The sequence below is a fragment of the Faecalibacterium sp. Marseille-P9590 genome (assembly GCF_017377665.1).
Classification (GTDB): domain Bacteria; phylum Bacillota; class Clostridia; order Oscillospirales; family Ruminococcaceae; genus Faecalibacterium.
In genome coordinates, this window is sequence record NZ_JAFREF010000011.1 from 1 (window position 1) to 24551 (window position 24551).

At 55.4% G+C, this 24551-nt stretch carries 24 protein-coding genes and 1 pseudogene; 8 read left to right on the forward strand and 17 right to left on the reverse strand.

The window, feature by feature from the left end; all coding sequences use genetic code 11:
• From J3349_RS11185 to J3349_RS11205, 5 genes and pseudogenes are all read left to right on the forward strand, one after another.
• Positions 1-706, forward strand: a pseudogene (locus J3349_RS11185) (conjugal transfer protein); the annotation flags it as partial.
• A 12-nt stretch (positions 707-718) separates the two neighbouring features.
• The gene (locus J3349_RS11190; RefSeq protein ID WP_207677462.1) at positions 719-2584 is read left to right on the forward strand and encodes an AAA family ATPase; all 1866 of its coding nucleotides are present in this window, start codon (positions 719-721) and stop codon (positions 2582-2584) included.
• A 106-nt stretch (positions 2585-2690) separates the two neighbouring features.
• On the forward strand, positions 2691-2879 hold the full coding sequence (locus J3349_RS11195) for a transposon-encoded TnpW family protein (protein ID WP_098924812.1): 189 nt from the start codon (positions 2691-2693) through the stop codon (positions 2877-2879).
• A 73-nt stretch (positions 2880-2952) separates the two neighbouring features.
• Positions 2953-3465: a hypothetical protein gene (locus J3349_RS14100; RefSeq protein ID WP_242699632.1), complete on the forward strand. Its 513-nt coding sequence runs from the start codon at positions 2953-2955 to the stop codon at positions 3463-3465.
• 53 nt (positions 3466-3518) lie between these two features.
• The gene (locus tag J3349_RS11205) at positions 3519-4901 is read left to right on the forward strand and encodes a relaxase/mobilization nuclease domain-containing protein (protein ID WP_207677512.1); all 1383 of its coding nucleotides are present in this window, start codon (positions 3519-3521) and stop codon (positions 4899-4901) included.
• Positions 4902-4953: 52 nt separating this feature from the next.
• On the opposite strand, the gene J3349_RS11210 is transcribed toward J3349_RS11205, so the two are convergent.
• Positions 4954-5148, reverse strand: coding sequence for a DUF3873 family protein (locus tag J3349_RS11210; RefSeq protein ID WP_156075293.1), 195 nt, complete (start codon positions 5146-5148; stop codon positions 4954-4956).
• A 232-nt stretch (positions 5149-5380) separates the two neighbouring features.
• Here J3349_RS11210 and J3349_RS11215 point away from each other — a divergent pair, with 232 nt between their 5' ends.
• The 3 genes from J3349_RS11215 (at position 5381) to J3349_RS11225 (ending at position 8143) form a co-directional block, all read left to right on the forward strand.
• On the forward strand, positions 5381-5713 hold the full coding sequence (locus tag J3349_RS11215; protein WP_005921759.1) for a helix-turn-helix transcriptional regulator: 333 nt from the start codon (positions 5381-5383) through the stop codon (positions 5711-5713).
• A 121-nt stretch (positions 5714-5834) separates the two neighbouring features.
• Positions 5835-6338, forward strand: coding sequence for a hypothetical protein (locus J3349_RS11220; RefSeq protein ID WP_207677463.1), 504 nt, complete (start codon positions 5835-5837; stop codon positions 6336-6338).
• Positions 6339-6805: 467 nt separating this feature from the next.
• On the forward strand, positions 6806-8143 hold the full coding sequence (locus tag J3349_RS11225; protein WP_117506318.1) for an FMN-binding protein: 1338 nt from the start codon (positions 6806-6808) through the stop codon (positions 8141-8143).
• A gap of 513 nt (positions 8144-8656) precedes the next feature.
• On the opposite strand, the gene J3349_RS11235 is transcribed toward J3349_RS11225, so the two are convergent.
• From J3349_RS11235 to J3349_RS11310, 16 genes are all read right to left on the reverse strand, one after another.
• The gene (locus J3349_RS11235; RefSeq protein ID WP_207677513.1) at positions 8657-9169 is read right to left on the reverse strand and encodes a ferritin; all 513 of its coding nucleotides are present in this window, start codon (positions 9167-9169) and stop codon (positions 8657-8659) included.
• Complete coding sequence (locus J3349_RS11240) at positions 9156-9341, reverse strand: hypothetical protein (protein WP_186825153.1); 186 nt, start codon at positions 9339-9341, stop codon at positions 9156-9158. The genes J3349_RS11235 and J3349_RS11240 overlap by 14 nt, the downstream gene beginning before the upstream one ends.
• Before the next feature lie 394 nt (positions 9342-9735).
• Entirely contained in the window at positions 9736-10665 is a 930-nt protein-coding gene (gene trxB, locus J3349_RS11245) for a thioredoxin-disulfide reductase (protein ID WP_207677464.1), read from the reverse strand.
• A gap of 14 nt (positions 10666-10679) precedes the next feature.
• The gene (gene trxA / locus J3349_RS11250) at positions 10680-11003 is read right to left on the reverse strand and encodes a thioredoxin (RefSeq protein WP_005921771.1); all 324 of its coding nucleotides are present in this window, start codon (positions 11001-11003) and stop codon (positions 10680-10682) included.
• A 161-nt stretch (positions 11004-11164) separates the two neighbouring features.
• Positions 11165-12346 carry an MBL fold metallo-hydrolase gene (locus J3349_RS11255; protein WP_207677465.1) on the reverse strand — a complete coding sequence of 394 codons (1182 nt, stop codon included), beginning with the start codon at positions 12344-12346 and terminating at the stop codon, positions 11165-11167.
• A 128-nt stretch (positions 12347-12474) separates the two neighbouring features.
• Entirely contained in the window at positions 12475-13338 is an 864-nt protein-coding gene (locus J3349_RS11260) for a nitroreductase family protein (protein ID WP_207677466.1), read from the reverse strand.
• Between the two features lie 34 nt (positions 13339-13372).
• Positions 13373-14416 carry a ribonucleotide-diphosphate reductase subunit beta gene (locus J3349_RS11265; RefSeq protein WP_005946381.1) on the reverse strand — a complete coding sequence of 348 codons (1044 nt, stop codon included), beginning with the start codon at positions 14414-14416 and terminating at the stop codon, positions 13373-13375.
• Positions 14417-14426: 10 nt separating this feature from the next.
• A complete protein-coding gene (locus J3349_RS11270) occupies positions 14427-16943 on the reverse strand; it encodes a ribonucleoside-diphosphate reductase subunit alpha (protein ID WP_207677467.1) in 2517 nt (838 codons plus the stop codon).
• 165 nt (positions 16944-17108) lie between these two features.
• The gene (locus tag J3349_RS11275; RefSeq protein WP_005946385.1) at positions 17109-18320 is read right to left on the reverse strand and encodes an FprA family A-type flavoprotein; all 1212 of its coding nucleotides are present in this window, start codon (positions 18318-18320) and stop codon (positions 17109-17111) included.
• Positions 18321-18343: 23 nt separating this feature from the next.
• Positions 18344-20257: an acyl-CoA dehydrogenase family protein gene (locus J3349_RS11280; protein WP_005946387.1), complete on the reverse strand. Its 1914-nt coding sequence runs from the start codon at positions 20255-20257 to the stop codon at positions 18344-18346.
• Positions 20258-20279: 22 nt separating this feature from the next.
• On the reverse strand, positions 20280-20711 hold the full coding sequence (locus tag J3349_RS11285) for an Rrf2 family transcriptional regulator (protein ID WP_117533881.1): 432 nt from the start codon (positions 20709-20711) through the stop codon (positions 20280-20282).
• Between the two features lie 342 nt (positions 20712-21053).
• The gene (locus J3349_RS11290) at positions 21054-21725 is read right to left on the reverse strand and encodes a GTP pyrophosphokinase family protein (protein ID WP_207677468.1); all 672 of its coding nucleotides are present in this window, start codon (positions 21723-21725) and stop codon (positions 21054-21056) included.
• A complete protein-coding gene (locus J3349_RS11295) occupies positions 21722-23416 on the reverse strand; it encodes an FAD-dependent oxidoreductase (protein ID WP_207677469.1) in 1695 nt (564 codons plus the stop codon). The genes J3349_RS11290 and J3349_RS11295 overlap by 4 nt, the downstream gene beginning before the upstream one ends.
• The gene (trxA, locus tag J3349_RS11300; RefSeq protein ID WP_207677470.1) at positions 23413-23733 is read right to left on the reverse strand and encodes a thioredoxin; all 321 of its coding nucleotides are present in this window, start codon (positions 23731-23733) and stop codon (positions 23413-23415) included. The genes J3349_RS11295 and trxA (J3349_RS11300) overlap by 4 nt, the downstream gene beginning before the upstream one ends.
• Positions 23734-23761: 28 nt before the next feature.
• Positions 23762-24337, reverse strand: a complete 576-nt coding sequence (locus J3349_RS11305) for a 4Fe-4S binding protein (RefSeq protein WP_156060467.1) — start codon at positions 24335-24337, stop codon at positions 23762-23764.
• Positions 24334-24537, reverse strand: coding sequence for a 4Fe-4S binding protein (locus J3349_RS11310; RefSeq protein WP_005946404.1), 204 nt, complete (start codon positions 24535-24537; stop codon positions 24334-24336). The genes J3349_RS11305 and J3349_RS11310 overlap by 4 nt, the downstream gene beginning before the upstream one ends.
• Positions 24538-24551 lie beyond the last annotated feature (14 nt).

Here is a 24551-nt window from a genome sequence, read left to right on the forward strand (position 1 = left end):
AGAAAAAGCAAAAGAACCCACGCTTTCTGATTTGCTGGTGGACTACTTCAATCTCTGCAACGAGCAGCGCAGCGATTGGTCTGGCAAGGCAAAACTGAAATGCACTGTCCGGGACTTTGAGGAGATTCGGCAAGCGGTGGACTACCTGAAAGCCCATTCTCTGAACACCATCGAGGATCTGGATACCGCAATTTCTAACCTGAACCAGACCGCCGCTCCTCTCCGCAAGCAGTTGAAACAGAACGAAAACCGTATGCGGGCAGTTGCCCAGATCAAGGACGCTGCCGCCGTCCATGCCAAGCTGAAGCCCCTCCATGATGCCTTTATGAAGAAGAACTTCAAGCTGACCAAGGACGCTTACGCCGCCCAGCACAAGGAGGAACTGGACACGTTCAACAAAGCCGTCCGCACCCTGATGAAGCTGAACGGCAGCACAGCGGTAGATTTTTCGGCATTGAATGCCGAATTTTCTGCACTGCAATCCGGCAGCGCAGAGCTGCACACCCAACTGGAAACCTTGCAGCCGGACGTCTCCGCACTGAAAAATATCCGCAAGTATATCGACATGGTGCTGAATAAGCAGCAGCTTTCCGCACCGGGCGGCAAGACCCCGGAGAAGGAATCAGTGCTGAAAAAGCTGGAAGAAGCCAAGGCGGCGCAGACCACAAAGAAAACGGAAGCGAAAAATCACACACAGGAGCTTTAAGGAGGGAGCAGCATGACCTACACCCAAGCCCAGATTGACAAAGCTAATGCGGTGGATCTGGAAAAATTTCTCCGGGCACAGGGCGAAACGCTGGTGCGCAGCGGAAAAGAATACCGCTGGAAAGCCCACGACAGTCTGACCGTCTGCGGAAACAAATGGTTTCGGCACAGCCAGAGCAAGGGTGGCTTTCCGGTGGATTTTGTGATGGAATTTTACGGCAAGTCCTTCCCCGAAGCGGTGCAGATGCTGACCGGAGAGCCGGGCAAAGCCCAGCCGGAGGCTGACCCCGCCCCCTCTCCGGCGTTTCGTTTGCCGCTGCGGAACGTCACCAACGCCAACATCTTGAATTACCTGACGCAGGAGCGGAAACTCAGTCCATCACTGGTGAACTTCTTCATCGCCGCCGGAGATATTTACGAGGATTCCTCCCACCACAACGTGGTTTTTGTGGGGCGGGATGCAGACGGGCATCCCCGCTACGCAAGCAGCCGTGGGATTCGGGAAAAGTTTCGGCAGGATGCAGCCGGTGCAGAAAAGGCGTTTGGCTTTGCCCATCGTGGCACCGGCAAACAGTTGCTGGTCTTTGAAGCCCCCATCGACCTGCTGTCCTTCATCGAACTGTTCCCGAAAAACTGGCAGCAGCACAATTATCTGTCGCTGGGCGGGGTGTCGGGCAAGGCGCTGCGGCAATTTCTTTCTGAACGCCCGGACGTGGAGCGGGTGTTCCTCTGTCTGGATGCTGACAAAGCCGGAGAGGATGCCTGCAAGCGGCTGGCTGCTCTGCTGCCGGACACCGTGAGCGTGACCCGCATCCAGCCCTGCATGAAAGACTGGAACGAAGTTCTCGTGCACCGGGCAGAAATCCCGAACCGCAATTATTTCAAAAGCATCGTGCCGAAAGAGCCGTCAAAACCGGAAACGGTCAAGATTATCCGCATGAGCGACGTGGAACTGACCCCGGTGGAATGGCTCTGGAAGCCGTATCTGCCTTTTGGAAAACTCAGTGTGCTACAAGGCAATCCGGGCGAGGGCAAGACCTACTTTGCCATGCACCTTGCCGCTGCCTGCACCAACGGAAAGCTGCTGCCCAACATGGAGCGCATGGAACCCTTCAACGTGATCTACCAGACCGCAGAGGACGGTCTGGGCGATACGGTCAAGCCCCTCCTGATCGAAGCCGGGGCAGACCTTGACCGGGTGCTGGTCATTGACGACAGCGAGGTGCAGTTGACGCTCTCCGATGAACGAATTGAAAAAGCCATTATTGAGAACAACGCCCGACTGGTCATCATCGACCCGATCCAGGCGTATCTCGGTGCCGATGTGGACATGAACCGGGCGAATGAAGTCCGGCCCATCTTCATGCGGTTGGGACAGGTAGCGCAGCGAACAGGCTGCGCTATTTTGCTGATTGGGCATCTGAACAAGGCCGCTGGAATGCAGAGCTTGCAGCGGGGCCTCGGCTCCATCGACATTGCTGCCGCCGTGCGCAGCGTCATGTTCATCGGCAAGCTGAAGCACGACCCCACCATGCGCATCTTGACCCACGAGAAAAGTTCTCTTGCCCCGCCGGGAGCGTCACTGGCGTTCTCTCTGGGGGACGAGGGTGGCTTCCGCTGGGTCGGCGAGTACGACATTACCGCAGACGAGATGCTGTCCGGCATCGAGCCGCAGCGGGAAACCAAGACCCAGCAAGCCAAAGACCTGATCTGCACCCTGCTTGCCGGAGGAAAGCAGGTGCTCAGCGAGGACATCGACAAGGCTGCACTGGAAAGGGGCATCCCCGGCAGAACTGTCCGAGATGCCAAGCGGGAACTGGGCGATGCCCTGAAAAGCAAGATCGTGGAAGGCCGTAAAAAGGTCTTTTGGATGGAATAAGCCATTTGACTGGCAGAAAAATTTGGCTGGCAAGAAAATCATGGTACACCCACAGTTGCCAGTCTGCCAGCCAAATTGGGAAAATGACGATTTAAGGAGGAATTGAATGGAAAATCAGAATTCGAGTTATTCGGTACAGATTGGCAAGACCACCTTTATTGTGTGTGTGAAGCAGTCCGAAACTGCCAAAAAGCCAATTGAAAAGATGTTCAAGGATATGTGCAGACATGAGGTCACAAGGGGCTTCCTTGCGGACAACCTGATGAATTTAGAAAAATTACCGAAAACCTCTTGACGAAGTCCAGCCCGAAGGTACAGGCTATCGGGCGAGAACGAGATTTGCCAAGTTCTTCAACCTCCCGGAACTGATGTCCATGTTCAAGGAGGTTGCGGACATTAAAACTAGCGACCAGCTCCATCTGCCTGTGCCCGAAGCAAAGTTTGAAACTGTGGTGGCAAAGCCGTCCGAGATTCAAAAGGAAATGGTGCAGGAACTGAGCAAACGTGCTGCAGAAATCCACTCCGGTGCAGTAGATGCCTCCGTGGACAATATGCTCTGCGTCACAAACGACGGCAGAAAGATCGGCCTGGACGTTCGCTTGATGAACCCTATGCTGCCGGACGACCCCAAACAGAGGATAGAGGATTGTTATTTTGAACACAACAGCACGATTTTTTCTGAGATGCTGGGTGAGGATGAAGAGTATCTGCGACTGAAAAAAGCCAAACGAGCAGCTGAGGAAGCCTTGCAGAGCGTTATCAGCAAAGAAGCGTGGAATCAATATCTCGCCTTAGATGAAATCTGCAACGAGTTGGAATGTGCCCGATACAAGGCAATGTATCTGGCGGGTGCTGCCGATTACGAAAAAATATCCAAATGATCTCAATGCCGCCTCCGGGCGGCATTTTTTCTTTGCAATAGGGGGTGATGATGCTGGCAGCAACACGGCTGATTGCGCTGCACAAAAACAAGGGCATGACCGTTGCGGCCTGCCTGAAAAATCGCACGGACTATATTGAAAACCCGGACAAGACCGAGCATGGGCAGTATGTTAGCAGCTATGCTTGCAGCGCCCTGACGGCAGATGAAGAATTTATGCTCACCAAGCGGCAGTACGACCTTGTGAACGGACGCAGGCAGAAAAGCGATGTGATCGCTTATCAGATACGGCAGTCCTTCCGGCCCGGTGAGATCACCGCAGAAGAGGCTAACAAGGTGGGCTACGAACTTGCCATGCGTTTTACCAAGGGCAAGCACGCCTTTGTAGTGGCAACGCACACTGACCGGCAGCACATCCACAACCATATGATCTTCAACTCCACAGCGTTGGATGGCAGCAGAAAGTTCCGGGATTTTTTCTTTTCGGCGTTGGCAGTGCAGCGGTTGAGCGACCTGATTTGCTTAGAACACCAGTTGTCCGTCATTGAGAAGAAACCCTACCGGGAGCGGCAGAAGCGTGTTCTCTATCCTCCAAAGGAGAGCAACCGTGACCGCCTGTGTGGAATCATCGACACCATCCTTGCGGAAAAGCCGAAGGACTTTGAAGTTTTTCTGCAAAAGCTGGAGCAGCAGGGATATGAGGCGAAGCGTGGCAAGCACACGGCGGTAAAGGGCAAGGGGCAGAAACGCTTTATTCGATTCCGAACTCTGGGCACCGGGTACAGTGAGGAAGAAATCAAGGCAGTGCTAGAGGGCAAAGCGAAACACCAGCCGTACCAGAGAAAGCTGCCCAAAGAACAGCCCTTCCAGTTGCTGGTGGATATTCAGGGGAAAATGGCAGAGGGCAAAAGTGTCGGCTACAAAAGGTGGGCGACCAAGTTCAACCTGAAGGAGATGTCCAAGACGCTGCTATTTTTACAGGAGCAGAAGATCAGTAGTGCCGAGGAACTGCGGGAACGTGCAGTGGCGGCAACGGAACGCTATCATGCCATGGGCGATTCCATCAAGGCGGCGGAAACGAGGTTGGCCGAAATCGCCGTCCGGAAAACCCACATTATCAACTATGCCAAGACTCGCCCGGTCTATGATGCCTACCGCAAGTCGGGGTACAGTAAAAAGTTTTTGGAAGCTCACCGGGAGGAGATCACCCTGCACAAGGCGGCGAAGGCTGCCTTTGACGAGGCAGGATTGCAAAAGCTGCCGAAGGTCAAGGAGTTGGATGCGGAGTTTGCAGAACTGCTGACCAAGAAGAAAGCCGCCTACCCGGACTACCGCAAGGCACGGAACGAGATGCAAGAACTGGTTCGTGCGCAGAAAAACGTAGAACGCTTTTTTGCAGACGAAAAGGACACCACCGAGAAAACCCAGACTCGATAAACGAATACCGCCGAGGAGCTTTCCTACTTGGGAAGCGTCCTCGACGGCTTTTTTAGTTTATATAGCAGCGGTCCTGTTTTATAAGCCAATCTTCACACAGCCGCTGGGCTTCATCCTTTGTGCAGCAGGTGCAGTTGAAAAGCCTGCCACGGAAAGAGCAGTAGGTGTAGTGTACCTTCGGGACTCCATTGGCATCTCGAAAATCAACACAGCGTTCCTCACCGGGCAGCAGATAGATCGTATCCATGTTCAGCAGCTCCTTTTACCTTCGTTCATGTGCCAAGGGGCACAACGTTTGCTATTGTACCATGTACCGTCCCAAAAGACCATTGCTTTTTTGACCAAAGATACGCACAAAAATTTTTCGTCCAAAAAGTATCCAGATGGCGTTGAGTAAACGCTATTGGATTGTGTATAACAAAAATTGCGATAGGTATGCTATTTGTGTGTAACAAACACAATTAGAATGTGAGGTCGCTATGAATACGCTTTTGGGTCAACGAATACGAGAACAGCGCAAGGAAAAAGGCTGGACGATTGAACAGTTTGCAGAACGGGTCGATTTGTCGGCAAATTATGTTGGAGATTTAGAGCGCGGAGTAAAAATCCCCAAACTGGAAACCTTTATCCGAATCGTAGAGGTGTTGGACGTATCTGCTGATGTGCTGATCCGGGATTCCGTTCCATCCGCATCCCATGTGGCAGATGACGAACTGAGCAGAAAGCTGAGCCAGCTCACACCGGGGCAGAAGAAAGCAGCCATTGACATTCTGAATGCATACACCGACAACATTCCCTATATTACAAAATAACACCTATGTCAAAGAACGCCAGCAAACGTGCTGACGCTCTTTCTTTTTGCCCTCAAATAGTCTATAATCAACACTATAAGCGTGTACATAACGCTAACAGTGAGTGTTTGAGGTGAACGACATGACAATTCTACCCAATATCGAAGATGCAACGGAAGATGCCCGGAATGGAAAGCTGAGTCCGTATTGGCAGAACGACCTATACCGTGAATGTCACCGTCAGAAGTTATCGGACGAAGAACAGCAGGCTCTTTCGGAACTGGAGCGCATTTTGTCCGAAACTCCGCAATGGAGCAGCGAAGAAGAATTGCATCATGACATGGCGAACATCGGCGGCAGAGTCTGGTACTGCCACTACTGGGAGGAACACTACTCCATGGTGCAGTTGACGGAAGATCGCAACGGCAGATTTAATACTGCCTACGTTCTGGACAGAAACACTTCCCCGGAAATGCGCCGGGAAGCTGCACTGCTGGCGCAGAAGGAGCTTGCGGAATGTATGCAGAAATGGGGCATTACGCTTCTGGATGCGCCTGTTCCTGAACAGATGAAGTACGATTCTCTTGCAGAAGCCGCTTCTCACCTCATGCAAGTTTTGAACGACCCAGAGCACATCACGGGGTAAAAAGCGTCCCGAAGGGATGCGCAGCCTGCATTGGAAAATGCAGATTAAAGGGGCTTGGGGCATTCTCCAGCAAGCGTTTTGCAACGCAAAATAAGCAGATGTATATACGTCTGCACTGCTTGCTGGTACAATGTCATCGATGAAACAAAAATAGTTTCATCAAAGACGGTTATATGGTTGTGCCGATTTCCAAAACATAGTAATATTGAAGTACTAACTGGGACTGAAAGTGGCAAAACTGCTTGCTTGGTTTCCATTCAGGAATTACTAACAGCGTAGACCGTCCGTTCGCTTCGTATACCGTCAGCGTCACAAATTGACACCAATTTATCATTCTTCACGAAGTCTGTGCTAAAATCTCTTGACAGCACCTCACAAAATATGTTATTTTTTGTAAACATCCTTGAAAAGATATGACCTTTTCTGGGGACCGAACACAAACCGATTTTTCTCTGGAGGAAAGACCCATGAAACAGGAGATCATCCGCAAACTGAGCGCTGCCGTGGCCATGAGCCTCGTTGTTGGCGTCTCTCTGGCCGCCTGCGGCGGCGGCAGCAGCTCCACCGCCGCTGGTGTGACTAAGACCGGCTCTGCCGAAGGCTTTGGCGGTGCTGTCACCGCCACCCTGACCGTGGATGCCAACGGCACCGTTACCGACTGCAAGCTGGAAGGCGCACAGGAGACCGAGAGCATCGGCGGCGCTGCACTGGAAGAGCTGTCCAAGCAGGTCGTGGCCGCCAACGGCCCCGCCATCGACGGCGTTGCCGGTGCCACGGTGACCACCAAGGCCGTCCGGAAGGCCGTTGCCGCCGCACTGGGTGTGGAGCTGGCCGAAGAAGCCCCCGCCGACTCTGCTGCCGCAGCCCCCGCTGAGCCCGCCGCCATCGTCCCGGTGGAAGGCGGCATCCAGATCGGTCAGGCCTATGCTGCCGCCCACGGCACCAAGTGCTTCACCGAAGCGGTGGCTGTGGTGAAGGATGACGTCATCCTCGCCGCCTACCTCGACGATTTTCAGTTCACCAGCACCGATGCAGGCGTGACCGCCGTGCCCAACTCCGACTCCGACTTTGCCGCAGGCTACGCCGAGGGCAAGGTGCTGATGTCCAAGCGGGCCAACGCCGATTATTACAGCAAGATGATGGCTGAAAAGGGCGGTTCCACGGTCGCTCTGGACGCAAACTTCGACGCCATCCAGAACTTTGCTGTCGGCAAGACCATCTCCGAGCTGGAGGATGTGGCCGCCAAGGGTGCCGAGGCTGTGGACGCCGTCTCCGGCGCAACGCTGGTGGATACCGCCGGTTATCTCTCCGCCATCGTGGATGCCGCCAAAAACGCCCAGACCACTCAGGCCGTGGAGTTCAACGGCAGCTCCGAGGACCTGAAGCTGAATGTGGTCTATGGGGCCGCACACGGCACCAAGTGCTTCACCTCCGGCGCTGTCGCCACCGCCGGGGACACCATCGTGCTGAGCTACATTGACGAGTTCCAGTTTGCCGGTTCGGACGCCGGGGTCGTCGGCGTGCCCAACTCCGATTCTGACTTCGGCGCAGGCTACGCCGAGGGCAAGGTGCTGATGTCCAAGCGGGTCAACGCCGATTACTACAGCAAGATGATGGCCGAAAAGGCTGGTTCCACCGTTTCGCTGGATGCCAACTACGACGCCATCCAGAACCACGTGAACGGCATGAGCATTGCCGACGCCGAGGCTCTGAGCAAAGATGAAAAGGCTGTGGACGCCGTTTCCGGTGCCACGCTGGTGGATACTGCCGGCTACGTTGGTGTGCTGGTGGATGCCGCAAAGTAAGGCAAGAAAAATAACGTTCCTCTGAACACAGCAGCGCCCGCCGGGAGATCTCCCGGCGGGCGCTGCTTATTTATTATACTCTGCATGAGCCGCCTCCTTCCTTACGCAAACACGCCGAACAGCTTCGCCATCCGGGACAGAAGCATAAGCAGCTGTGAGAAAAGAGACAGTGCCGATGCAGTTGTAGTAAGAAACGCCATTGTGCCTCTCGGAAAGGATTCAAAGTGCCACTAAATTTTCCCGTGCAGGCATCTGTCCCGCCGCTCTCTGGCGTATTCCAGCAGTGCATTGCACGCCGGACAAAGCGCCTCGCCCCTTGTCCCATGCACGCCACAACAATACCGGCGCACCATGAGGGTAACGGTTTCGATCTCCTTTTCCTTGTTCAAGTTCTGAAGTCCTTTCTGTTTTATACACAGTTAGTCGTTTCTAACCGTCTGGTGGAAGAAAAGGCAGGCCACCTGTATGTAGTCTGCCTTTTGCCTGATGCGAAAGCCCGCAGACACGCGGGGCTTACAGCACCAGCGAGGGCGCGGTGTAGACCCGTGCCTTCAGCTCGCTGTTTAGCATATACAGCCCCTTGCTGTCACCGCCGAACAGATCCATCTTGGTAATGAGGTCAGCGGCGTTCTTCTCCTCCTCACCCTGTTCCTTGATGAACCAGTCCAGCATCTGCATGGTGCGGAAGTCCCTGACCTCGTATGCGGCGGCGTAGATGGCATTGATGCTGGCGGTGATCAGCATCTCGTGTTCCAGTGCTTTTTTCAGCGGGGCCATGTGGTCGCCTCGTTCCCACTCCGGCTTTGCGATAGCCTCAAAGGTGACGTCCTCGCCGTTATTCTGCAAATACTGATAAAACAGCATGGCGTGATCCCGTTCCTCCTGCGCCTGTACCCGGTACCAGTTCTCAAAGCCGTCCAGTCCGACGGCGGCGTAGTAGTTGGCAAAGTCCAGATACAGATAGGCGGAGTAGAACTCCTTATTGATCTGCTCGTTGAGCCGAAGAGATACGTTAGCGTTCATGATACTTCTCCTCCATAAGATTGTCTTTTCCTGCTCCCGGCATGGGGGGCAGGTATACCGTACCCAGAGCGATGCTGGGATGCTCCCTTTTCATCTCCAGGAACACCTGCTCCGCCTTGGGATGCTGCTGCAGCTCCGTTGCGGCGGCCAATATCTCCTCTGCGTATTTTGGCATACCGCCAACTCTCCAAATGCAAGAATGAATCTTATTATTTTGCTTTTATTATACCTATATTTTTTTCTCTGTCAACAACCACAAAGGGCTTGTGCTCCAAAAGCTGCCTCGAAGCCGATTTTCTCAAATTATGTGACGCCGTCACAGTAAAACCGCTTGTCACGCGGTAATACTACGCATAAAAACACAGCCGCAGAGTACATCTGTGGCTGTGTTTTGTGTTCAGTTGCTCACTGTTGTGTGGACTGGATATGGAGAGACAACATATCTCCCGATCTTACATGGGTTATCTTATCTGCCATCACTCTGGCAGTTTGCCTTGCAGATATGTCGGCATCCCCACTGCGGTCGTATCCGGCCTGACCTTAAACATGGCTTTTTCAATCTACCTCCCTTATCGGTTTTCCGCGATATATTTCTCCGCCATGTGGACTGCCACCGCGCCGTCCGCCACGGCGGTGACCACCTGACGGAGGGGCTTCGTCCTCACGTCGCCCACGGCGTAAACGCCGGGAATACTGGTTTCCGTGGTCTCTCCGGCCACGATATAGCCGCCGCCGTCCAGCGCCAGTTGACCCACCGCCAGCGCCGTGGCGGGCTGTCGGCCCACGCTGACAAATACGCCGTCGCAGTCCACCACGCTTTCCTCACCGGTGACGGTGTCCCGCAGGCGGACGCCGGTCAGCCTGTCCCCGGAAAGCAGCGCGGAAACGACGCTGTTCCAACGGAATTCCACGTTTTCGGCCTGTGCCAGCGGCTCGTGATAGATCTTGGTGGCCCGCAGGGTGTCTCTGCGGTGGACGAGGATCACTTTTTTCGCCACGCGGCTGAGAAGGAGGGCATCTGCCGCGGCGGAATTGCCGCCGCCCACCACGACCACCGTTTTGCCCTTGTAAAACATCCCGTCGCAGGCGGCGCAGTAGGCCACGCCCCGGCCCAACAGCTCCGTCTCTCTGGCCACGCCCAGCGTTCTGGGGTCTGCGCCGGTGGCCAGCACCACGGTTTTCCCCCGGAAGATCCCCTCGCTGGTCTCCACGAGCTTGGGAACCGCCGTCAGATCCATGCGGAGAACTTCCGCGTATTCGCTGCGTGCCCCAAAACGCTCCGCCTGCTTTTGCATATTCTCCGCCAGAGAGAAGCCGTCGATCCCGTTCTCAAAGCCGGGGTAGTTGTCGATCTGCTCGGTCAGGGCCATCTGCCCACCGGCGGACAGTTTTTCCAGCACGATGGTGTCCAGCCCCGCCCGTGCCGCGTACAGGGCGGCGGTGTAGCCGCCCGGGCCGCCGCCCACCACGAGCATATCATAAACATGATTGTTGTTCATATCTGAACCCTCCGTTATTTCGCCAAGGCTTCCTGAATGAAACGGTCGATTTCTGCCTTTGAGCCGGGCGCGATGATGGAATCCACGGCCTTTCCGTTCCGGTACAGCACCAGAGTTGGGATGTCCTCGATTCCCTCGGCCCCCGCCAGCCGCGGCTCCTCGTCAATGTTGATCTTGCCGACGGCGAGGCTGTCCGCGTATTCCTCTCCGATCTTCTCATACGCGGGGCCGATCCTCCGGCAGTAGCTGCACCAGGGCGCCCAGAAATCCACCAAAACGGGCTTTTTCTCCCGGATCGCCTGCTCAAACTGCTCCTGATTCATGTTCATAGCTGCCATATCTGTCAGCTCCTTTCCTTTGTTTGGGTATTCTCAAGACTCCGGTCTCGCCCCACACCACATCGTGACCTCAACCTGAGATGACGGTACTCTGCCCTTGGGACATAAAGCAGATGAGTAAGACCATCATCTGTACGAAAATAGCTGCGGTTTATTGCAGCTTATTCTGCGCAGAGCTCAGCCACCAGAGCGTCCATCTGCGCTTCGCTGGTTTGGTTCAATGCACCACGCAGAGACACTACCGTTTCGTAAAGGTGGATATCCTTCATCTCCTCCAATTTGGTGCGCATCAGCCGCGCGGCAGCAGGTGCCCAAGAGCCGTCTTCAATAAGGCCAACCCGGCGGTTTCGGAATCCCTTTGTCCGTAAATGTTCCAAAAACTCCCTCATGGGCGGAAACAGTTCTCCGTCATAGGTGGCGCTGGCTAAAACCAACTTCCCGCAGTAGAACGCACTGGCAACAGCGTAGGAAAGATCTGACACAGTGAGATCACAGATGTTGACCTGTACGCCTTTTTTCTCTAATTTACCCTTGAGGGTCTTCGCCGCATGGGCAGTATTTCCATGGATGGATGCGTGAGCGATCAGGATGCCCTCCGGTTCTTCCGGTTTCCATTGTGACCAGAGATCATAGAGCCGCAGGTACTCCCCCAAGTCTTCTGTGAGCATGGGGCCATGGAGCGGGCAGATCGTTTTGATCTCCAGCGCGGAGATTTTTTTCAGCAGAGCCTGCACCTGTGCGCCATATTTCCCGATAATATTGTAATAATACCGTCGGGCCTGCGGCACCCAGGGGGCACGGGCAGTCCGTTCCAGTGAGCCAAAGCGTCCGAAGGCATCCGCCGAGAACAGGATTTTTTCCGTTTCCTCATACGCCGTCATCACCTCCGGCCAGTGTACCATCGGCGCCAGCAGAAAGCGCAGCCGGTGCAAACCCAAGGAAAGCGTATCTCTTTCGCCAACCTCCAGCATACGGTCTTCCGACAATGCACCTGTGCCGAAGAACTGCTTGATCAGGGTAAATGTTTTCGCGTTTCCCACGATCTTCATCTCCGGGTACTTTTGTGCCAGCCGCATGAGGCTGCCGGAATGATCCGGCTCCATGTGTGTGACCACAAGATAGTCGGGGCTGCGCCCCTCCAACACCCGCGCCACATTGGAAAGCCATTCTTCCGCTGCCCGTGCGTCCACGCTGTCCATCACGGCAATCTTCTCATCCAGAATGACATAGGAGTTGTAGCTCACTCCCATAGGCTGGACGGAGTACTGGTTTTCAAAGAGTGCCAATGTGTTATCATCCACTCCTACATAGCGGATGGCATCTGTTACCGTTTGGATAGCCATATAAAAAATACCTCCTATTTTCCTTACTCAGACTCTGACTGATAGGTTCTTCTTTTCTAATGGAACATACGCTCAACCGCAGATCGACGGTCGCGCATTTTACCGTTGCCTTGCTTCCCCCAGAGTCGTTACATGTGGTACACCGCAGCGGAGCGAAGTCCTTCCGGCAGGCCGTCGGGCGCAGCAGGTGAAAGTTCCCAGCGTACCTGCCCCACCCACTGGGAGGCGACGGCGGAGAAGTGGAGCATGACAATACCGAGATCCAATGCGGCATCCAAATTATCGGTGTAGGCATCCTCCTGCTGCACCAAATAGATGCTGTGATCCTGCACAAGGAAGCCATAGGGCTGACGGTTGAGATAGCTGGGGGAGAGCGAAGCGGCGTAGAAGGACTGCCAGAGCATATCGTCGTAGAAGTCCATCATCTCGTCAAGCCCAGACTTGTTGCTCCAGCTCCCCATGTGAACCAAATCGTGCACGCCCTTTTTGGGCGCGTAGTACTGCTGCTCGGCCCGCACATCGATCTGAGACATACTTAGGATATTCAGCCGCAGCTTTCTTGCGGTCTTTTCCCCGTAGCCAAAGGCAACGATTGCCGCCACCTCTAACGGGGTGGCGAGAGACAGTGCCTTTTTGATTTTGTCGCTGTCGGTGAAGGTCATCCAGCAGGTGTCAATGTCCAACTCAGTCAGCTTGAGGACAAGATCTTCCATCATGTAGCCGGCGTTGATGGCTGCGTAGGAATGCGGGGCAGACATAAGGAGCAGGTAGTGCGGTGCTCCGATGAGAAATTGATTATAGCCCGCTGAGCTCTCCAGCGCCGGCTGTGCATCCTTGTCCAAGACGATCAACTCCGTTGCAATCTCCGGGACAAGACGGGGGCAGGTCTTTTCATAGTAGGATCGGAGCTGGCCGATAGCCTCGCTCGGAACTTCCTTTTCGCGGAATGAGTGAACGGATCTGCGATATTGGATCATAGCGCTGTAATTCATAGTAGTATCTCCTATTCTGATGTCTTTGGTTTTCTTATAAATCGTCTATCAGTGCGGTGCTCTTGGCGTAGGCGGTACTGCGTGCCTCAAAGAAATCGGTCTTGACCATGTTGGCGTCGGCGTACTGGCTGACCCATTCCATGCTCTCCGGTTCGCTCTCAAAGCCTGGATACAATGCGGGATAGCCAAGGCTCGTCCAGCGGAGGTTGCCGAGATAGCGGATGTAATCGCTGATCATCTGCCGGTTCAGCCCCGGGATGTCGTCGCCGATCACATAATGCCCCCATGCGATCTCCTGTTCCACGCCCTCACGCATCATCTCGCGCAGCGCTTGTACGCTCTCGGCGGTGAACAACTCCGGCTGCTCCTTTTGCAGCTCCGTGATGATATTGCGGAACAGCCACAAGTGCGTGTTCTCATCGCGGTTTATGTAGCGAATCTCCTGCGCCGAGCCGGGCATCTTCCCGTTTCGGGAGAGATTGTAGAAGAACATAAAGCCGCTGTAAAAATAGATGCCCTCCAAAATATAGTTTGCCATCATCACGCGCAGCAGCGTGGGAGCGTCCTTCCTCTCCTGAAACTCGTTGTAGCAGTCCCCAATGAAGGTGTTGCGGCGCAGCAGATGCTCGTCCGTTTTCCATTGGTAGAGGATGTCATTGCGCTCCACGGGGGAACAGATGGTGTCGAGCATATAGCTGTAGCTCTGTGAGTGGACACACTCCTGAAACGCCTGAATGGACAGGCAGAGATTAACCTCGTTGGCGGTAATGTAGGCGCCGATATTAGGCAGGTTCGCTGTCTGAATGGAATCCAAAAAGACAAGAAAACTCAGAATTTTATCGTAGGCGCTGCGCTCGGCTGACAGCAGGCGGGGATAGTCCTTCACATCCTGCGAGAGATTGATCTCCTCAGGAATCCAAAAGTTGTTCATGGCCTGCCGGTACCAGTCGCTGACCCAAGCGTACTTCATATTGTTGAAGTCGTTGAGGTTGGTGGTATTGCCGCCGATCATGCGCCGCAGGCGCACATCAGGGTCGCCCTCCGGGTTAAAGAGGGGCTTTTTCTTCAGTTCCGTCATGCTATCCTCCTTATGACGAGCAGCTTTCGCAGGCCTCGACCTCAAGGGCCTTGCTGCGGACATAGTAAATGGTCTTGACGCCGGCCCTCCACGCCTCCAAATACAGTCTGAGCACCTGACGCATGGAATAGTCGTTGGTGATATAGAGATTCATGCTCTGCGCCTGGTCAATATGTCTCTGGCGAAGGCCCGCGGCGCGTACCGACCAGCTTTGGTCGATCAGATGCGCCGCCTTATAGTACCACCATGTATCCATAGAAAGCTCCGGAGCAACGCGGGGCAGCATACTGCCCTTTTTTTCCTCTAAAAAGAATTTCTTCATAATTGGATCTATACCCGCCGACGTGCCGGAGAGGATAGATGTGCTGGAGGTCGGTGCGACCGCCAGCAGATAGGCGTTGCGCATTCCCTGCACCGCCACCGTTTTCGCAAGCGCCCGCCACTTTTCGGAGGTATAACCCCGCTTTTCAAAATACGCGCCAGTCTGCCAGTCGCTGCCCTCAAAGAGCGCGTAACGACCCTTTTCCAGTGCCAGAGCTGTGTCCGCCTTGACAGCGGCGTAGTTGATGAGCTCGAACACTGCGTCGGTGAAGGCAAGGTGCTCATCGCTCTCCCAGTGGATGCCGCGCTTTGCCAGCATGTGGTGGTAGCCGCTGACGCCCAGGCCGATGCTGCGGTACTTCTGATTGGTAAGCCGCGCGTATTCCAACGGGTAGAAGTTGAGGTCGATCACATTATCCAGTGCGCGGATAGCCGTTTCCACCGTGCGTTCCATATAGGCCTCGTCCTCCACCGGCAGATTACCGAGAGACAGACTCGCCAGATTGCAGACCACAAACTCACCTGGGCGTGTGGCCGTCACCACAATTGTGTCGCCGTTCTCCGTGTGCACCTCAGTGCTGATGTGCTCGATGGGTGCCATGTTCTGCGCGATCTCCGTACAGAGATTGGAGCAATAGATCATTCCCGTGTGGCCGTTTGGGTTCATATGATTTACACTGTCGCGATTGAAAGCGAAGGGTGTGCCGGTCTCCACTGCCGAGCGAAGCACCAGCCGCACGATGTCCTTGACGGTGACGCTGCGCTTTTCGATGCGCGGGTCATTGACGCAGTCCAGATACCGCTTCTCCCATTCTGTACCCCAGTAATCCTCCAGTGCGTAGCCCTTGACCGTGAGGATCTCATGCGGACACATGAGATGCCACGGCGCGTCTATGTTCTCCTCCGCCAGTCGCCAGAATAGATCCGGATAGCACACGGCGGGAAACACATCATGTGCCTTCATGCGGTCGTCGCCGTTATTGGTGCGCAGTTGAAGGAATTCCGGCAGATCCCGGTGCCATGCGTCTAAGTAAACCGCCACAGCGCCCTGCCGCATCCCCAACTGATCCACCGCCACGGCGGTGTCGTTGACCAGCCGGATCCAGCGGATAACACCGCCTGCCGCCCCTTGAAAGCCGCGGATGGTGCTGCCTGCAGCGCGCACCTTACCGAAGTACATCCCCATTCCACCGCCGAATTTAGAGACCTTTGCGAAGTTGTCCAGCGAGCGGTAGATGCCGTCCAGACTGTCCGGCACAGTGTCCACAAAGCAGCTTGAAAGCTGATGGTAGGGCTTTCGTGCGTTGGACATGGTAGGTGTCGCCATCGTGACCTCCATACGGCTGAGCATATCGTAAAAGCGTTTTACCCACCCCATGCGGTCAGAGCCTTCGTTCATAGCAAGATGCAGCGCGATACCCAAAAACATCTCCTGCGGTGTTTCCAGCGGCACGCGGCTGCGTGACTGGATCACATAGCGTTTGAGCAGCAGGTCAAGGCCGGAGTAGGTGAACAGCTCGTCCCGTTCCGGGCAGAGAAAGTCCTCCGCCATGGCAATCTCCTCGTGGGTATAGTGGGCAAGGATATAGTCACCGTAGAGTCCCTTATCCGTCAGATAGCGAAGCTTGCCATAGAGGTCGCAGACGCCGCGCCCCTCCCATTCCTGTGCGTTGCGACAGCGAAAGGAGTGGTTCAGAAGCCGCGCCGCGATGAACTCCCACTTGGGTGCCTCTGCCGTAGTCAGCTCTACCGCCGCCTTGGTCAGTGCCTCAGCCCGCTCATCCTCCGTCATGCCCAGACGACAGAAACTCTCAAACTTCATTTGAAGCGCCGCGAGGGAGTAGACTTCCTCGGTAAAATCCATCTGGATGCGGCGCAGCACCTCGTCAAGCGAGTCATCCCCCACCGTCCGCGCGATGGTATGCCGGACACGGCGCAGCGCAGACCGCTTTTCGCGGTAGAGGATGTACGCCTTGGCCACCTCATAGTGTCCGCGCTCCATGAGCGTTCGCTCCACCTCGTCCTGCACACGTTCCACGGTGAGCGGCACTGTGACGGAGAGATTGTTGAGAACGGTGGCGAGGATCTCATCCATCTCTCTGCTCCCGATCTCCTTGCCCTGTCCGTCAAACGCCTTTTTCATGGCGTTGAAAATTTTCTCCTGTTGAAAGGGAACCGACTCCCCGTTTCGTTTTCTGATCTCCATTTCGATCCTCTCATCTTCTCCGGTCACTTCTCATGTCCTTTTGGGCAAAGAGCGGGCAAGCGCAGTATCACGCTTGCCCGCTCTGTTTTTGAAAGCCGGTTTTTCTGCAGCCGACGCGGCAGGGCTGTTTGTTGTCTGTTGTCTTGGTTTTGGCTTTCCTGCCAGTTACTTCATAGATTCCAGAATGGCGTCCGCCAGTGCTTCCAGCTCAGTGCGCTTGTCCGTGCCCATGGACGAGGCGAGGCTGAGCCGCTCGTTGAGCACCGTCATGTTCTTAAGCTCATTGTTGACGAATTTCTGCATGAGGTCACCGGACTTCACCGCCCATGAGCCGTTTTCAATGATGGCAAAGGTGCGGTTTTGCAGATTCAGTGCCTTCATATCCATGAGGAAGTCATGCATGGCAGGGTAGATGCCGAGGTTGTAGGTCACAGAGGCCAGGACAATGTGACTGTACTTAAACGCCTCGGAGATCAGCTGGGAGACATGAGTGGAGGACACATCGTACATCGCCACCTTGCTCATGCCCTTATCGCAGAGCGACGTCGCCAGCGCCTGCGCCGCGTTCTCCGTGTTGCCGTACATAGAGGCGTAGACGATGAGCACGCCCTGGGTCTCAGGGGCATAGCGGCTCCATGTGTCGTACTTTTCAATGAACCAGCCCAGATCCTTGCGCCACACGGGGCCGTGGAGCGGGCAGATGTACTTGATCTGATCCAAAACGCCGCCGGCCTTTTTCAGCAGGAGCTGGATGTGGGGGCCGTACTTGCCCACGATGTTGGTAAGGTAGCGACGGGCGTCGTCCAGCCAGTCCCGCTCGAAGTCCACCTCGTCGGCGAACAGCTTGCCGTCCAGCGCGCCGAAGGTGCCGAAGGCGTCGGCGGAAAAGAGGACGCCGTCGGTGACATCGAGGGTCACCATGGCCTCCGGCCAGTGAACCATAGGCGCGCCCACAAAGGTGACGGTGTGCTTGCCGAAGGAGAAGGTATCGCCCTCCTTCACCTCGATGCACTCATGTCCGTCCACATGGAAGCCGAACTGCCGCATGAGCATGAATGCCTTCTCGTTGGAGATCAGTTTCACCTTGGGATGGCGCAGCAGGATCTCCTCGATGCAGGCGGCGTGATCCGGCTCCAGATGGTTGACCAGCAGGTAGTCCAGCTCGCGGCCATCCAGCACATACGCCAGATTTTCCAAAAGCTGGCGGCAGGCAGACCAGTCCACCGTGTCAAAGAGCACCGTCTTTTCATCCAGCAGGCAGTAGGCGTTGTAGCTTACGCCCCGGGGAATGGGAAAGCAGTTTTCAAACAGGGCCAGGCGATGGTCGTTGGCGCCCACCCAGTAGAGGTCGTTCGTTACTTTACGCACGCAATACATCTTATCTTGCCTCCTTCACGGCCTCAAGCCTTTACAAATTGATCCTTCGTCTCCGCGCACTCGGGACACACCCACTCGGCGGGAAGCTGCTCAAAGAGCGTACCGGGCGCGATCTCGCCGTCCTCGTCGCCCAACTCCGGCACATACTCGTAGCCGCAGCCGCTGCAGACGTAGCGGTCGCCGATGGGGGCGGGCTTCGGCGGCGTGGGCCGCTTCATCTTTACCATGGGCGGCGCGGGCAGCTTTTCGCCGCTATCCAGCGCGGCAGTGAGCAGGGGCAGGATCTCCTCCACATCGCCCACGATGCCGTAGTCGCAGTTCTTGAAGATAGGCGCGTTACCGTTCTTATTGATGGCCACGATGGTGGAGGCGTCCTTGATGCCCTTAAGGTGCTGGGATGCGCCGGAGATGCCGCAGGCGATGTACAGATTGCCGGTGAACTTCTGACCGGACATACCCACATAGCGGTTCAGCGGCAGATATTTGAGAGTCTCCGCCACAGGGCGGGAAGAACCGATGGCCGCGCCGGCGGCCTTGGCCAGCGACTCTACCAGTTTCATGTTCTTTTTCTCCCCGATGCCCTTGCCCGCGGAGACCACCCGCTCCGCCTGCGGGATGGGCGTATCCATAGGGATGCCGACGGAGAAGTCGTGACCATCCTTCTTCAGCGCCGCCACAAGGTCGGCCACCTGCTGGGCAGCATCCCCCTCCCGGAAGATAGTCTTTTTGCGAATGCCGGTGATGGGCGCGGGTTTCTTGGCCGCCGAACGGCTCTCGCCGCCGGAGCTCTTGCCCAGCCTGCCCAACAGATGAGAGGCGATGACCACCCGCTGGATCTCGTTAGTGCCCTCGTAGAGGGTGGTGATCTTGGCGTCGCGGTAGGCCCGTTCCACCTCCATGCCCTTGAGGTAGCCGCTGCCGCCGTGGATCTGCAAGGCATCGTTGGTGACCTCCAGCGCGATGTCCGAGGCGTACATCTTCGCCATGGCGGACTCCATGCCGTAAGGCGCGTGCTGCTCCTTCAGCTCCGCCGCGGAGTAGATGAGGAACCGGGCGCAGCGCAGCTTGGTTGCCATATCCGCCAGCTTGAAGGCGATGCTCTGCTGGGCCGCGATGGGCTTGCCGAACTGGACGCGCTCCTTGGAATAGCTCAACGCGTGCTCAAACGCGCCCTGGGCGATGCCCAGCGCCTGCGCGGCGATACCGATGCGTCCGCCGTCCAGCGTGGACATGGCAATCTTGAAGCCCTCGCCCTCCTTGCCTAATAGGTTTTCCTTGGGAACCTTCACGTTGTTGAAGATCAGCTCCGCCGTGGAGGAGGAGCGAATACCCATCTTGTCATAGTGGTCGCCGAACTCAAAGCCCTTCCAGCCCTTCTCCACGATGAAAGCGGAGATACCCCGGGTGCCGATGTCCGGCGTGGTGACGGCGAAAACCACATAGGTGTCCGCCTTAGGGGCGTTGGTAATGAAGATCTTACCGCCGTTGAGGAGGTAGTAGTCCCCCTTATCCAGCGCCGTGGTCTCCGTGCCGCCGGCGTCGGATCCGGCGTTGGTCTCCGTAAGGCCGAAGGCGCCGATCTTCTCGCCCTTGGCCAGCGGAACCAGATATTTCTTCTTCTGCTCCTCGGTGCCATAGGCGAAAATGGGCCACGAGCCGAGGGAGACGTGGGCGGAGAGGATTACGCCCGTGCCGCCGTCCACACGGGCCAGCTCCTCCACCGCGATGGCGTAGCTCAGAGCATCAAGACCGGCACCGCCGTACTCCTTGGGGTAGGGAATGCCCATCCAGCCCAGCTTACCCAGCTTCTTGACAGCCTCCTCGGGAAACTCATTGTTCTGATCCATTAAAAATGCGAGGGGCTTGATCTCCTCCTCCGCAAAACTCCGGATCTTCGCGCGCAGCTCTTCGTGCGCCGACGTGGTTTGAAACAGCATACGGGTACCTCCTTTTAAAATTTTACAGCTTGCTTGTATCTTGGGGATCGGATCCGCCGGTCAGCAGCCTGCGCAGGCTCACGGCACGGAACGCCTCGTCCTGCTTTTGCTGCAAGGCCGCCAGCTGACAGTGGATGGTGCACCGCCCATGCTTGTCCTGCCAGCGGCATTCATATCCCGGCTCCATGCAGGCGCACAGGATGCCCCGCTCCCCCACGACCCCCATGAGATCGTAGAGGGAGGTCGCGTCCAGATCGCAGGACAGAGCGCAGCCGCCGAGAGCGCCGCGGCTCACCCGCACCAAATTGCCGGCGGAGAGCTTGCGCAGAATCTGGTAGGCAAACTGATTGGGGATCAATTCCGTTTCCGACATCTCGGCCACCGAATGCTTCTCCCCGTCCAGCAGCACCCGCAAAATGCGCAGCGCGTAGTCCGTCTCTTTGGTGATGATCATGCTCCACATCCTCTTTTCGCTTGCTTGTTAATACTATCATATCAATCTTGATAAATTTTGTCAAGATTATTTCAAAAAAAATATTGCTTTCATACAGACCGCCCCAGCCCGGGTCAACTTCGCTTTCCATTCAGCGAAAAGCCATGTTCCTTACAATTATAGAAGCCGAAAAAGCTGTGCCGTGGCAGTCCGCCGAAAGCAGAAAAGACTATGCCTGAAAACCAGAAAGCGGAGAAATTGGTTGGGGCTCGCAGGGGTCGCCCATCCAAGGCGGATGAGGCGATCCCTGACAAGCCTAAGGCAAGCACCAAAGTGCGTGCTTTTCATTTTATATCCGACGCACTATGTTAAGATGTGCAGTAGATGTTCCATTTTTCTGTCCCATTCTCTGCTGGAATCGGCGCACTCTTTCAATTCAGTTTCGACTTCAGCATTTATCGGCAAGTTTTTCTTGTAGCGGATGGTATGCTCAAGGCTTGCCCAGAAGTCCATAGCGATTGTACGGAGTTGTATCTCCACTGGCACATGGATCTCTTTTTCCGCAAAGAATACCGGCAGCCGGATCGTCAGGTGCAGACTGCGATAGCCATTTGGCTTAGGGTGTGAAATATAATCTTTCTCCGTGATGATTTCAATGTCAGACTGATCTTTTAAGCACTTTGCCAAAAAGAACACATCCTCCTCGAAAGAGCAGATCACCCGCACACCGGCAATATCCATGATATTTGCCTGCATGGTCGGAAAATCCAGAGAAAGTCCGCGCTTCTGCATCTTATTCATAATGCTGGACGGCGACTTCAAGCGACTTTTCATACTTTCTATCGGATTGCGATCATGCTGCAATGAAAACTCTTCGTTTAGAATTTCCAACCTGTTTTCCAGTGCTTTCAGCGCACATCGGTATTGCAGCATGACTTCCTGATACCTGCGATTTTCGCTTAAAAGGCGCTGGCACTGCAGATCATCTAAGCCTTTATCTGCCGCAACCGTCAAGCCAAATAAATTTTCACTCATAGTTTCTCCATTCCGCAGGGATAGGCGCTCCGCGCTGTCTGCTGCTCTTGTGTTACGACCTGATAAAAACTGTATCCGCCGGAGAGATGGGAACAGCTGAAACCATACTGCGTCAAAAGCCGACAGGCCAGATAACTGCGAAGCCCAGTCTGGCAATTCACATAGATAGGCTTGTCCCGCTCTAACTCGTCCAAGTGCTCCCGCAGATCGTCCAGTGGAATATTGCGGAATCCATTCAAGTGCCCACGCCGATATTCGCCTTCCGTGCGGACGTCCAGCAGCGTCGCACTGCCATCGCAGGGCAAGTCCTCAACATCATTCCAATGGAACTGCTGCACTTTCCCGCTCTCCAAATCCTCGATCATAAAACCGGCCATATTGACCGGATCTTTGGCAGAGGAATAGGGCGGCGCATAGGAAAGGTCAAGTTCCGTCAGTTCCAAGGCTGTCATTTTTGCGCGAATGGCCGTTGCCAGTACATCAATACGCTTGTCCACGCCCTCGCCGCCAACGATCTGCGCACCGAGCAACCGCAGGCTTTCTTTTTCATACAGTACCTTCATTGCCATTGACCGTGCGCCGGGATAATAGGCAGCGTGGGATGCCGGGAAAAGTACGACTTTGCCGTAAGCGATTCCTGCTGCCTGCGCTGCCTTTTCATTGATACCCGTGGAGGCCGCTGTCAAGCCAAACAGTTTCAGAACAGACGAGCCCTGAGAGCCGTGAAAGTGGCTATTGCCGCCACAGATATTGTCAGCGGCAATGCGTCCCTGCTTGTTGGCGGGTCCCGCCAGCGAAATCAACGCTTTCTGCCCGGTTACAAAATGGGTGACCTCTACGGCATCGCCCACAGCATAGATGTCCGGCACGGAGGTTTCCATCCGCTCGTTGACAGCGATGCTGCCCCGGATGCCCAGCTCAAGTCCGGCCTCTTTTGTCAGATGGGTGTCCGGCGTGACGCCGATGGCCAACAGCACCATGTCGGAGCTCAGCGGCTCACTTTCCTCCAGCAGCGTCAGCACGGAATCTCCGTCCTGCCGGAATCCGGTGACGGTTTCACCCAACCACAGAGCCACGCCGTGTCTGCGCATTTCCGCATGGACAAAGCTCGCCATATCCGTATCCAGCGGCGCTAATAGCTGCTTTGGACGTTGGACGATGGTGACGGAAACGCCCATCTCCACAAGGTTCTCCGCCATTTCCAGACCGATAAAGCCGCCGCCAGCCAAAACAGCGGTTTTCGGCTTCTGATCCTCTACAAAGCGCCTGATGCGGAGGGTGTCCTCCACTGTGCGCAGTGTGAAAACGCGCTCGCTGTCCACGCCGGAAAGCGCAGGAACCGTCGGCTTTGCGCCGGGGGCAAGAAGCAGTTTGTCATAGGTTTCCGTATAGATCTTCCCGCTGTCCAGCGTGCGGACAGTGACGGTTTTCTCTGCGGGATTGATCGCAGTTACTTCCTGCCGTACCCTCACATCAATGCGAAAGCGATCCCAAAAGCTCTCCGGAGTTTGCAGTGTCAGTTCTTCTTGCTCCTTGATCACACCACCCACATAATACGGCAGGCCGCAGTTGGCATAGGACACATAGCCGCTGCGCTCGATCATGATGATCTGCGCGTGTTCATCCAAACGGCGGATGCGGGCAGCAGCAGAAGCACCGCCCGCCACGCCGCCTACAATTACGACCTTCATTTCACGCCCTCCACCATTGCGGCAATCTCCGACTTAGGCCGATAGCCGACCGATTTGGCAACGGCCTTTCCATCCTTGAATACGACCAGCATCGGGATACTGGATCCTTGAAAACGCATTGCCAGCTCCATCTGCTCGTCCACGTTGACCTTGCCCACCTTGAGCGTACCGCTTTTTTCTTCGGCAAGCTCATGCAGTACGGGAGAGAGCATTTTGCACGGTCCGCACCAGTCCGCATAGAAATCCAGCAGGACGGGCTTGTCGGAATGCAGTACCTCATTTTCAAAATTCGCAGCGGTAATTTTCAGTTCAGCCATGAGAAAGGCTCCGTTCTGTTATCTTTGTTTATTCTTTGTTTTTCAGCTTGCAAATGCCCTGCGTCATGGTTCCCATCGGGCAAAACGCACACCATGTGCGGGGCATGTAGAGCACCATAACGATCAGACCCAGCAGCAGAGAGGTCAGCATGAGGCTATAAAAGCCAAAGCTGAACTGCGCCACCCAGTCAGTGACCGTACCGGCTGTATAAGTCCAGCTCCACGGCACACGGAATGTCCAGAACAGCTTAATGGCCTCCCGCAGGGACGTAGCACCAGCAGCGACCAGATAGGTCTGGAACACCATGTTGCCGAACATCGTCAGGAAAAAGAGCAAAAAGGCATAACGGAACCACTTGGAGGACATCCAGCGGGGCGTGGGCTTGCAGCGGGAGCATTTAAGGTCTGTCCCCAGCTTGCTGAACAGTTGACCCCGTCCGCAGAGGTGGTTGCAAAAGAATTTGTTCCCGCCAAAGATGGCTAAAAGCAGCGGCAGAAGAAAATCAATCATACCCAGCCACGCGAACAGGATATTGAAAAAGCCCAGTGCAAAATAGATGATGGCATATACCCACAGGTAATCGTACCAATGCTTTGCTTTCATGCGTCAGCCCTCACTTTCACCTCAATGCAGCCGACGGGACAGAGTTTTGCGCACTTGCCGCAGCCTACGCAGCGTTCCGCCTCCACGGCGGCGTAGCAGCCACGGCGCACCTTGACGGCCCCCAGTGGACAGGTATTTTCACACACACCACAGGCGACACACCGCGTCTTATCTATGGCAGCCAGTTTCTTTGACAGCATAGCTTTCCTCCCTT

What these genes read in the sequence shown, in the direction of transcription:
- J3349_RS11210 (WP_156075293.1), bottom strand. Translation starts at nt 5,148, where the DNA reads ATGGATACGATCTATCTGCTGCCCGGTGAGGAACGCTGTGTTGATTTT.
- J3349_RS11265 (WP_005946381.1), bottom strand. Translation starts at nt 14,416, where the DNA reads ATGACGGAACTGAAGAAAAAGCCCCTCTTTAACCCGGAGGGCGACCCT.
- J3349_RS11215 (WP_005921759.1), top strand. Translation starts at nt 5,381, where the DNA reads ATGAATACGCTTTTGGGTCAACGAATACGAGAACAGCGCAAGGAAAAA.
- J3349_RS11190 (WP_207677462.1), top strand. Translation starts at nt 719, where the DNA reads ATGACCTACACCCAAGCCCAGATTGACAAAGCTAATGCGGTGGATCTG.
- J3349_RS14100 (WP_242699632.1), top strand. Translation starts at nt 2,953, where the DNA reads ATGTCCATGTTCAAGGAGGTTGCGGACATTAAAACTAGCGACCAGCTC.
- J3349_RS11280 (WP_005946387.1), bottom strand. Translation starts at nt 20,257, where the DNA reads ATGCTGTTTCAAACCACGTCGGCGCACGAAGAGCTGCGCGCGAAGATC.
- J3349_RS11295 (WP_207677469.1), bottom strand. Translation starts at nt 23,416, where the DNA reads ATGAAGGTCGTAATTGTAGGCGGCGTGGCGGGCGGTGCTTCTGCTGCT.
- trxB (WP_207677464.1), bottom strand. Translation starts at nt 10,665, where the DNA reads ATGAACAACAATCATGTTTATGATATGCTCGTGGTGGGCGGCGGCCCG.
- J3349_RS11285 (WP_117533881.1), bottom strand. Translation starts at nt 20,711, where the DNA reads ATGATCATCACCAAAGAGACGGACTACGCGCTGCGCATTTTGCGGGTG.
- J3349_RS11270 (WP_207677467.1), bottom strand. Translation starts at nt 16,943, where the DNA reads ATGGAGATCAGAAAACGAAACGGGGAGTCGGTTCCCTTTCAACAGGAG.
- J3349_RS11275 (WP_005946385.1), bottom strand. Translation starts at nt 18,320, where the DNA reads ATGTATTGCGTGCGTAAAGTAACGAACGACCTCTACTGGGTGGGCGCC.
- J3349_RS11225 (WP_117506318.1), top strand. Translation starts at nt 6,806, where the DNA reads ATGAAACAGGAGATCATCCGCAAACTGAGCGCTGCCGTGGCCATGAGC.
- J3349_RS11290 (WP_207677468.1), bottom strand. Translation starts at nt 21,725, where the DNA reads ATGAGTGAAAATTTATTTGGCTTGACGGTTGCGGCAGATAAAGGCTTA.
- J3349_RS11220 (WP_207677463.1), top strand. Translation starts at nt 5,835, where the DNA reads ATGACAATTCTACCCAATATCGAAGATGCAACGGAAGATGCCCGGAAT.
- trxA (WP_207677470.1), bottom strand. Translation starts at nt 23,733, where the DNA reads ATGGCTGAACTGAAAATTACCGCTGCGAATTTTGAAAATGAGGTACTG.
- trxA (WP_005921771.1), bottom strand. Translation starts at nt 11,003, where the DNA reads ATGGCAGCTATGAACATGAATCAGGAGCAGTTTGAGCAGGCGATCCGG.
- J3349_RS11260 (WP_207677466.1), bottom strand. Translation starts at nt 13,338, where the DNA reads ATGAATTACAGCGCTATGATCCAATATCGCAGATCCGTTCACTCATTC.
- J3349_RS11195 (WP_098924812.1), top strand. Translation starts at nt 2,691, where the DNA reads ATGGAAAATCAGAATTCGAGTTATTCGGTACAGATTGGCAAGACCACC.
- J3349_RS11255 (WP_207677465.1), bottom strand. Translation starts at nt 12,346, where the DNA reads ATGGCTATCCAAACGGTAACAGATGCCATCCGCTATGTAGGAGTGGAT.
- J3349_RS11310 (WP_005946404.1), bottom strand. Translation starts at nt 24,537, where the DNA reads ATGCTGTCAAAGAAACTGGCTGCCATAGATAAGACGCGGTGTGTCGCC.
- J3349_RS11305 (WP_156060467.1), bottom strand. Translation starts at nt 24,337, where the DNA reads ATGAAAGCAAAGCATTGGTACGATTACCTGTGGGTATATGCCATCATC.
- J3349_RS11240 (WP_186825153.1), bottom strand. Translation starts at nt 9,341, where the DNA reads ATGCCAAAATACGCAGAGGAGATATTGGCCGCCGCAACGGAGCTGCAG.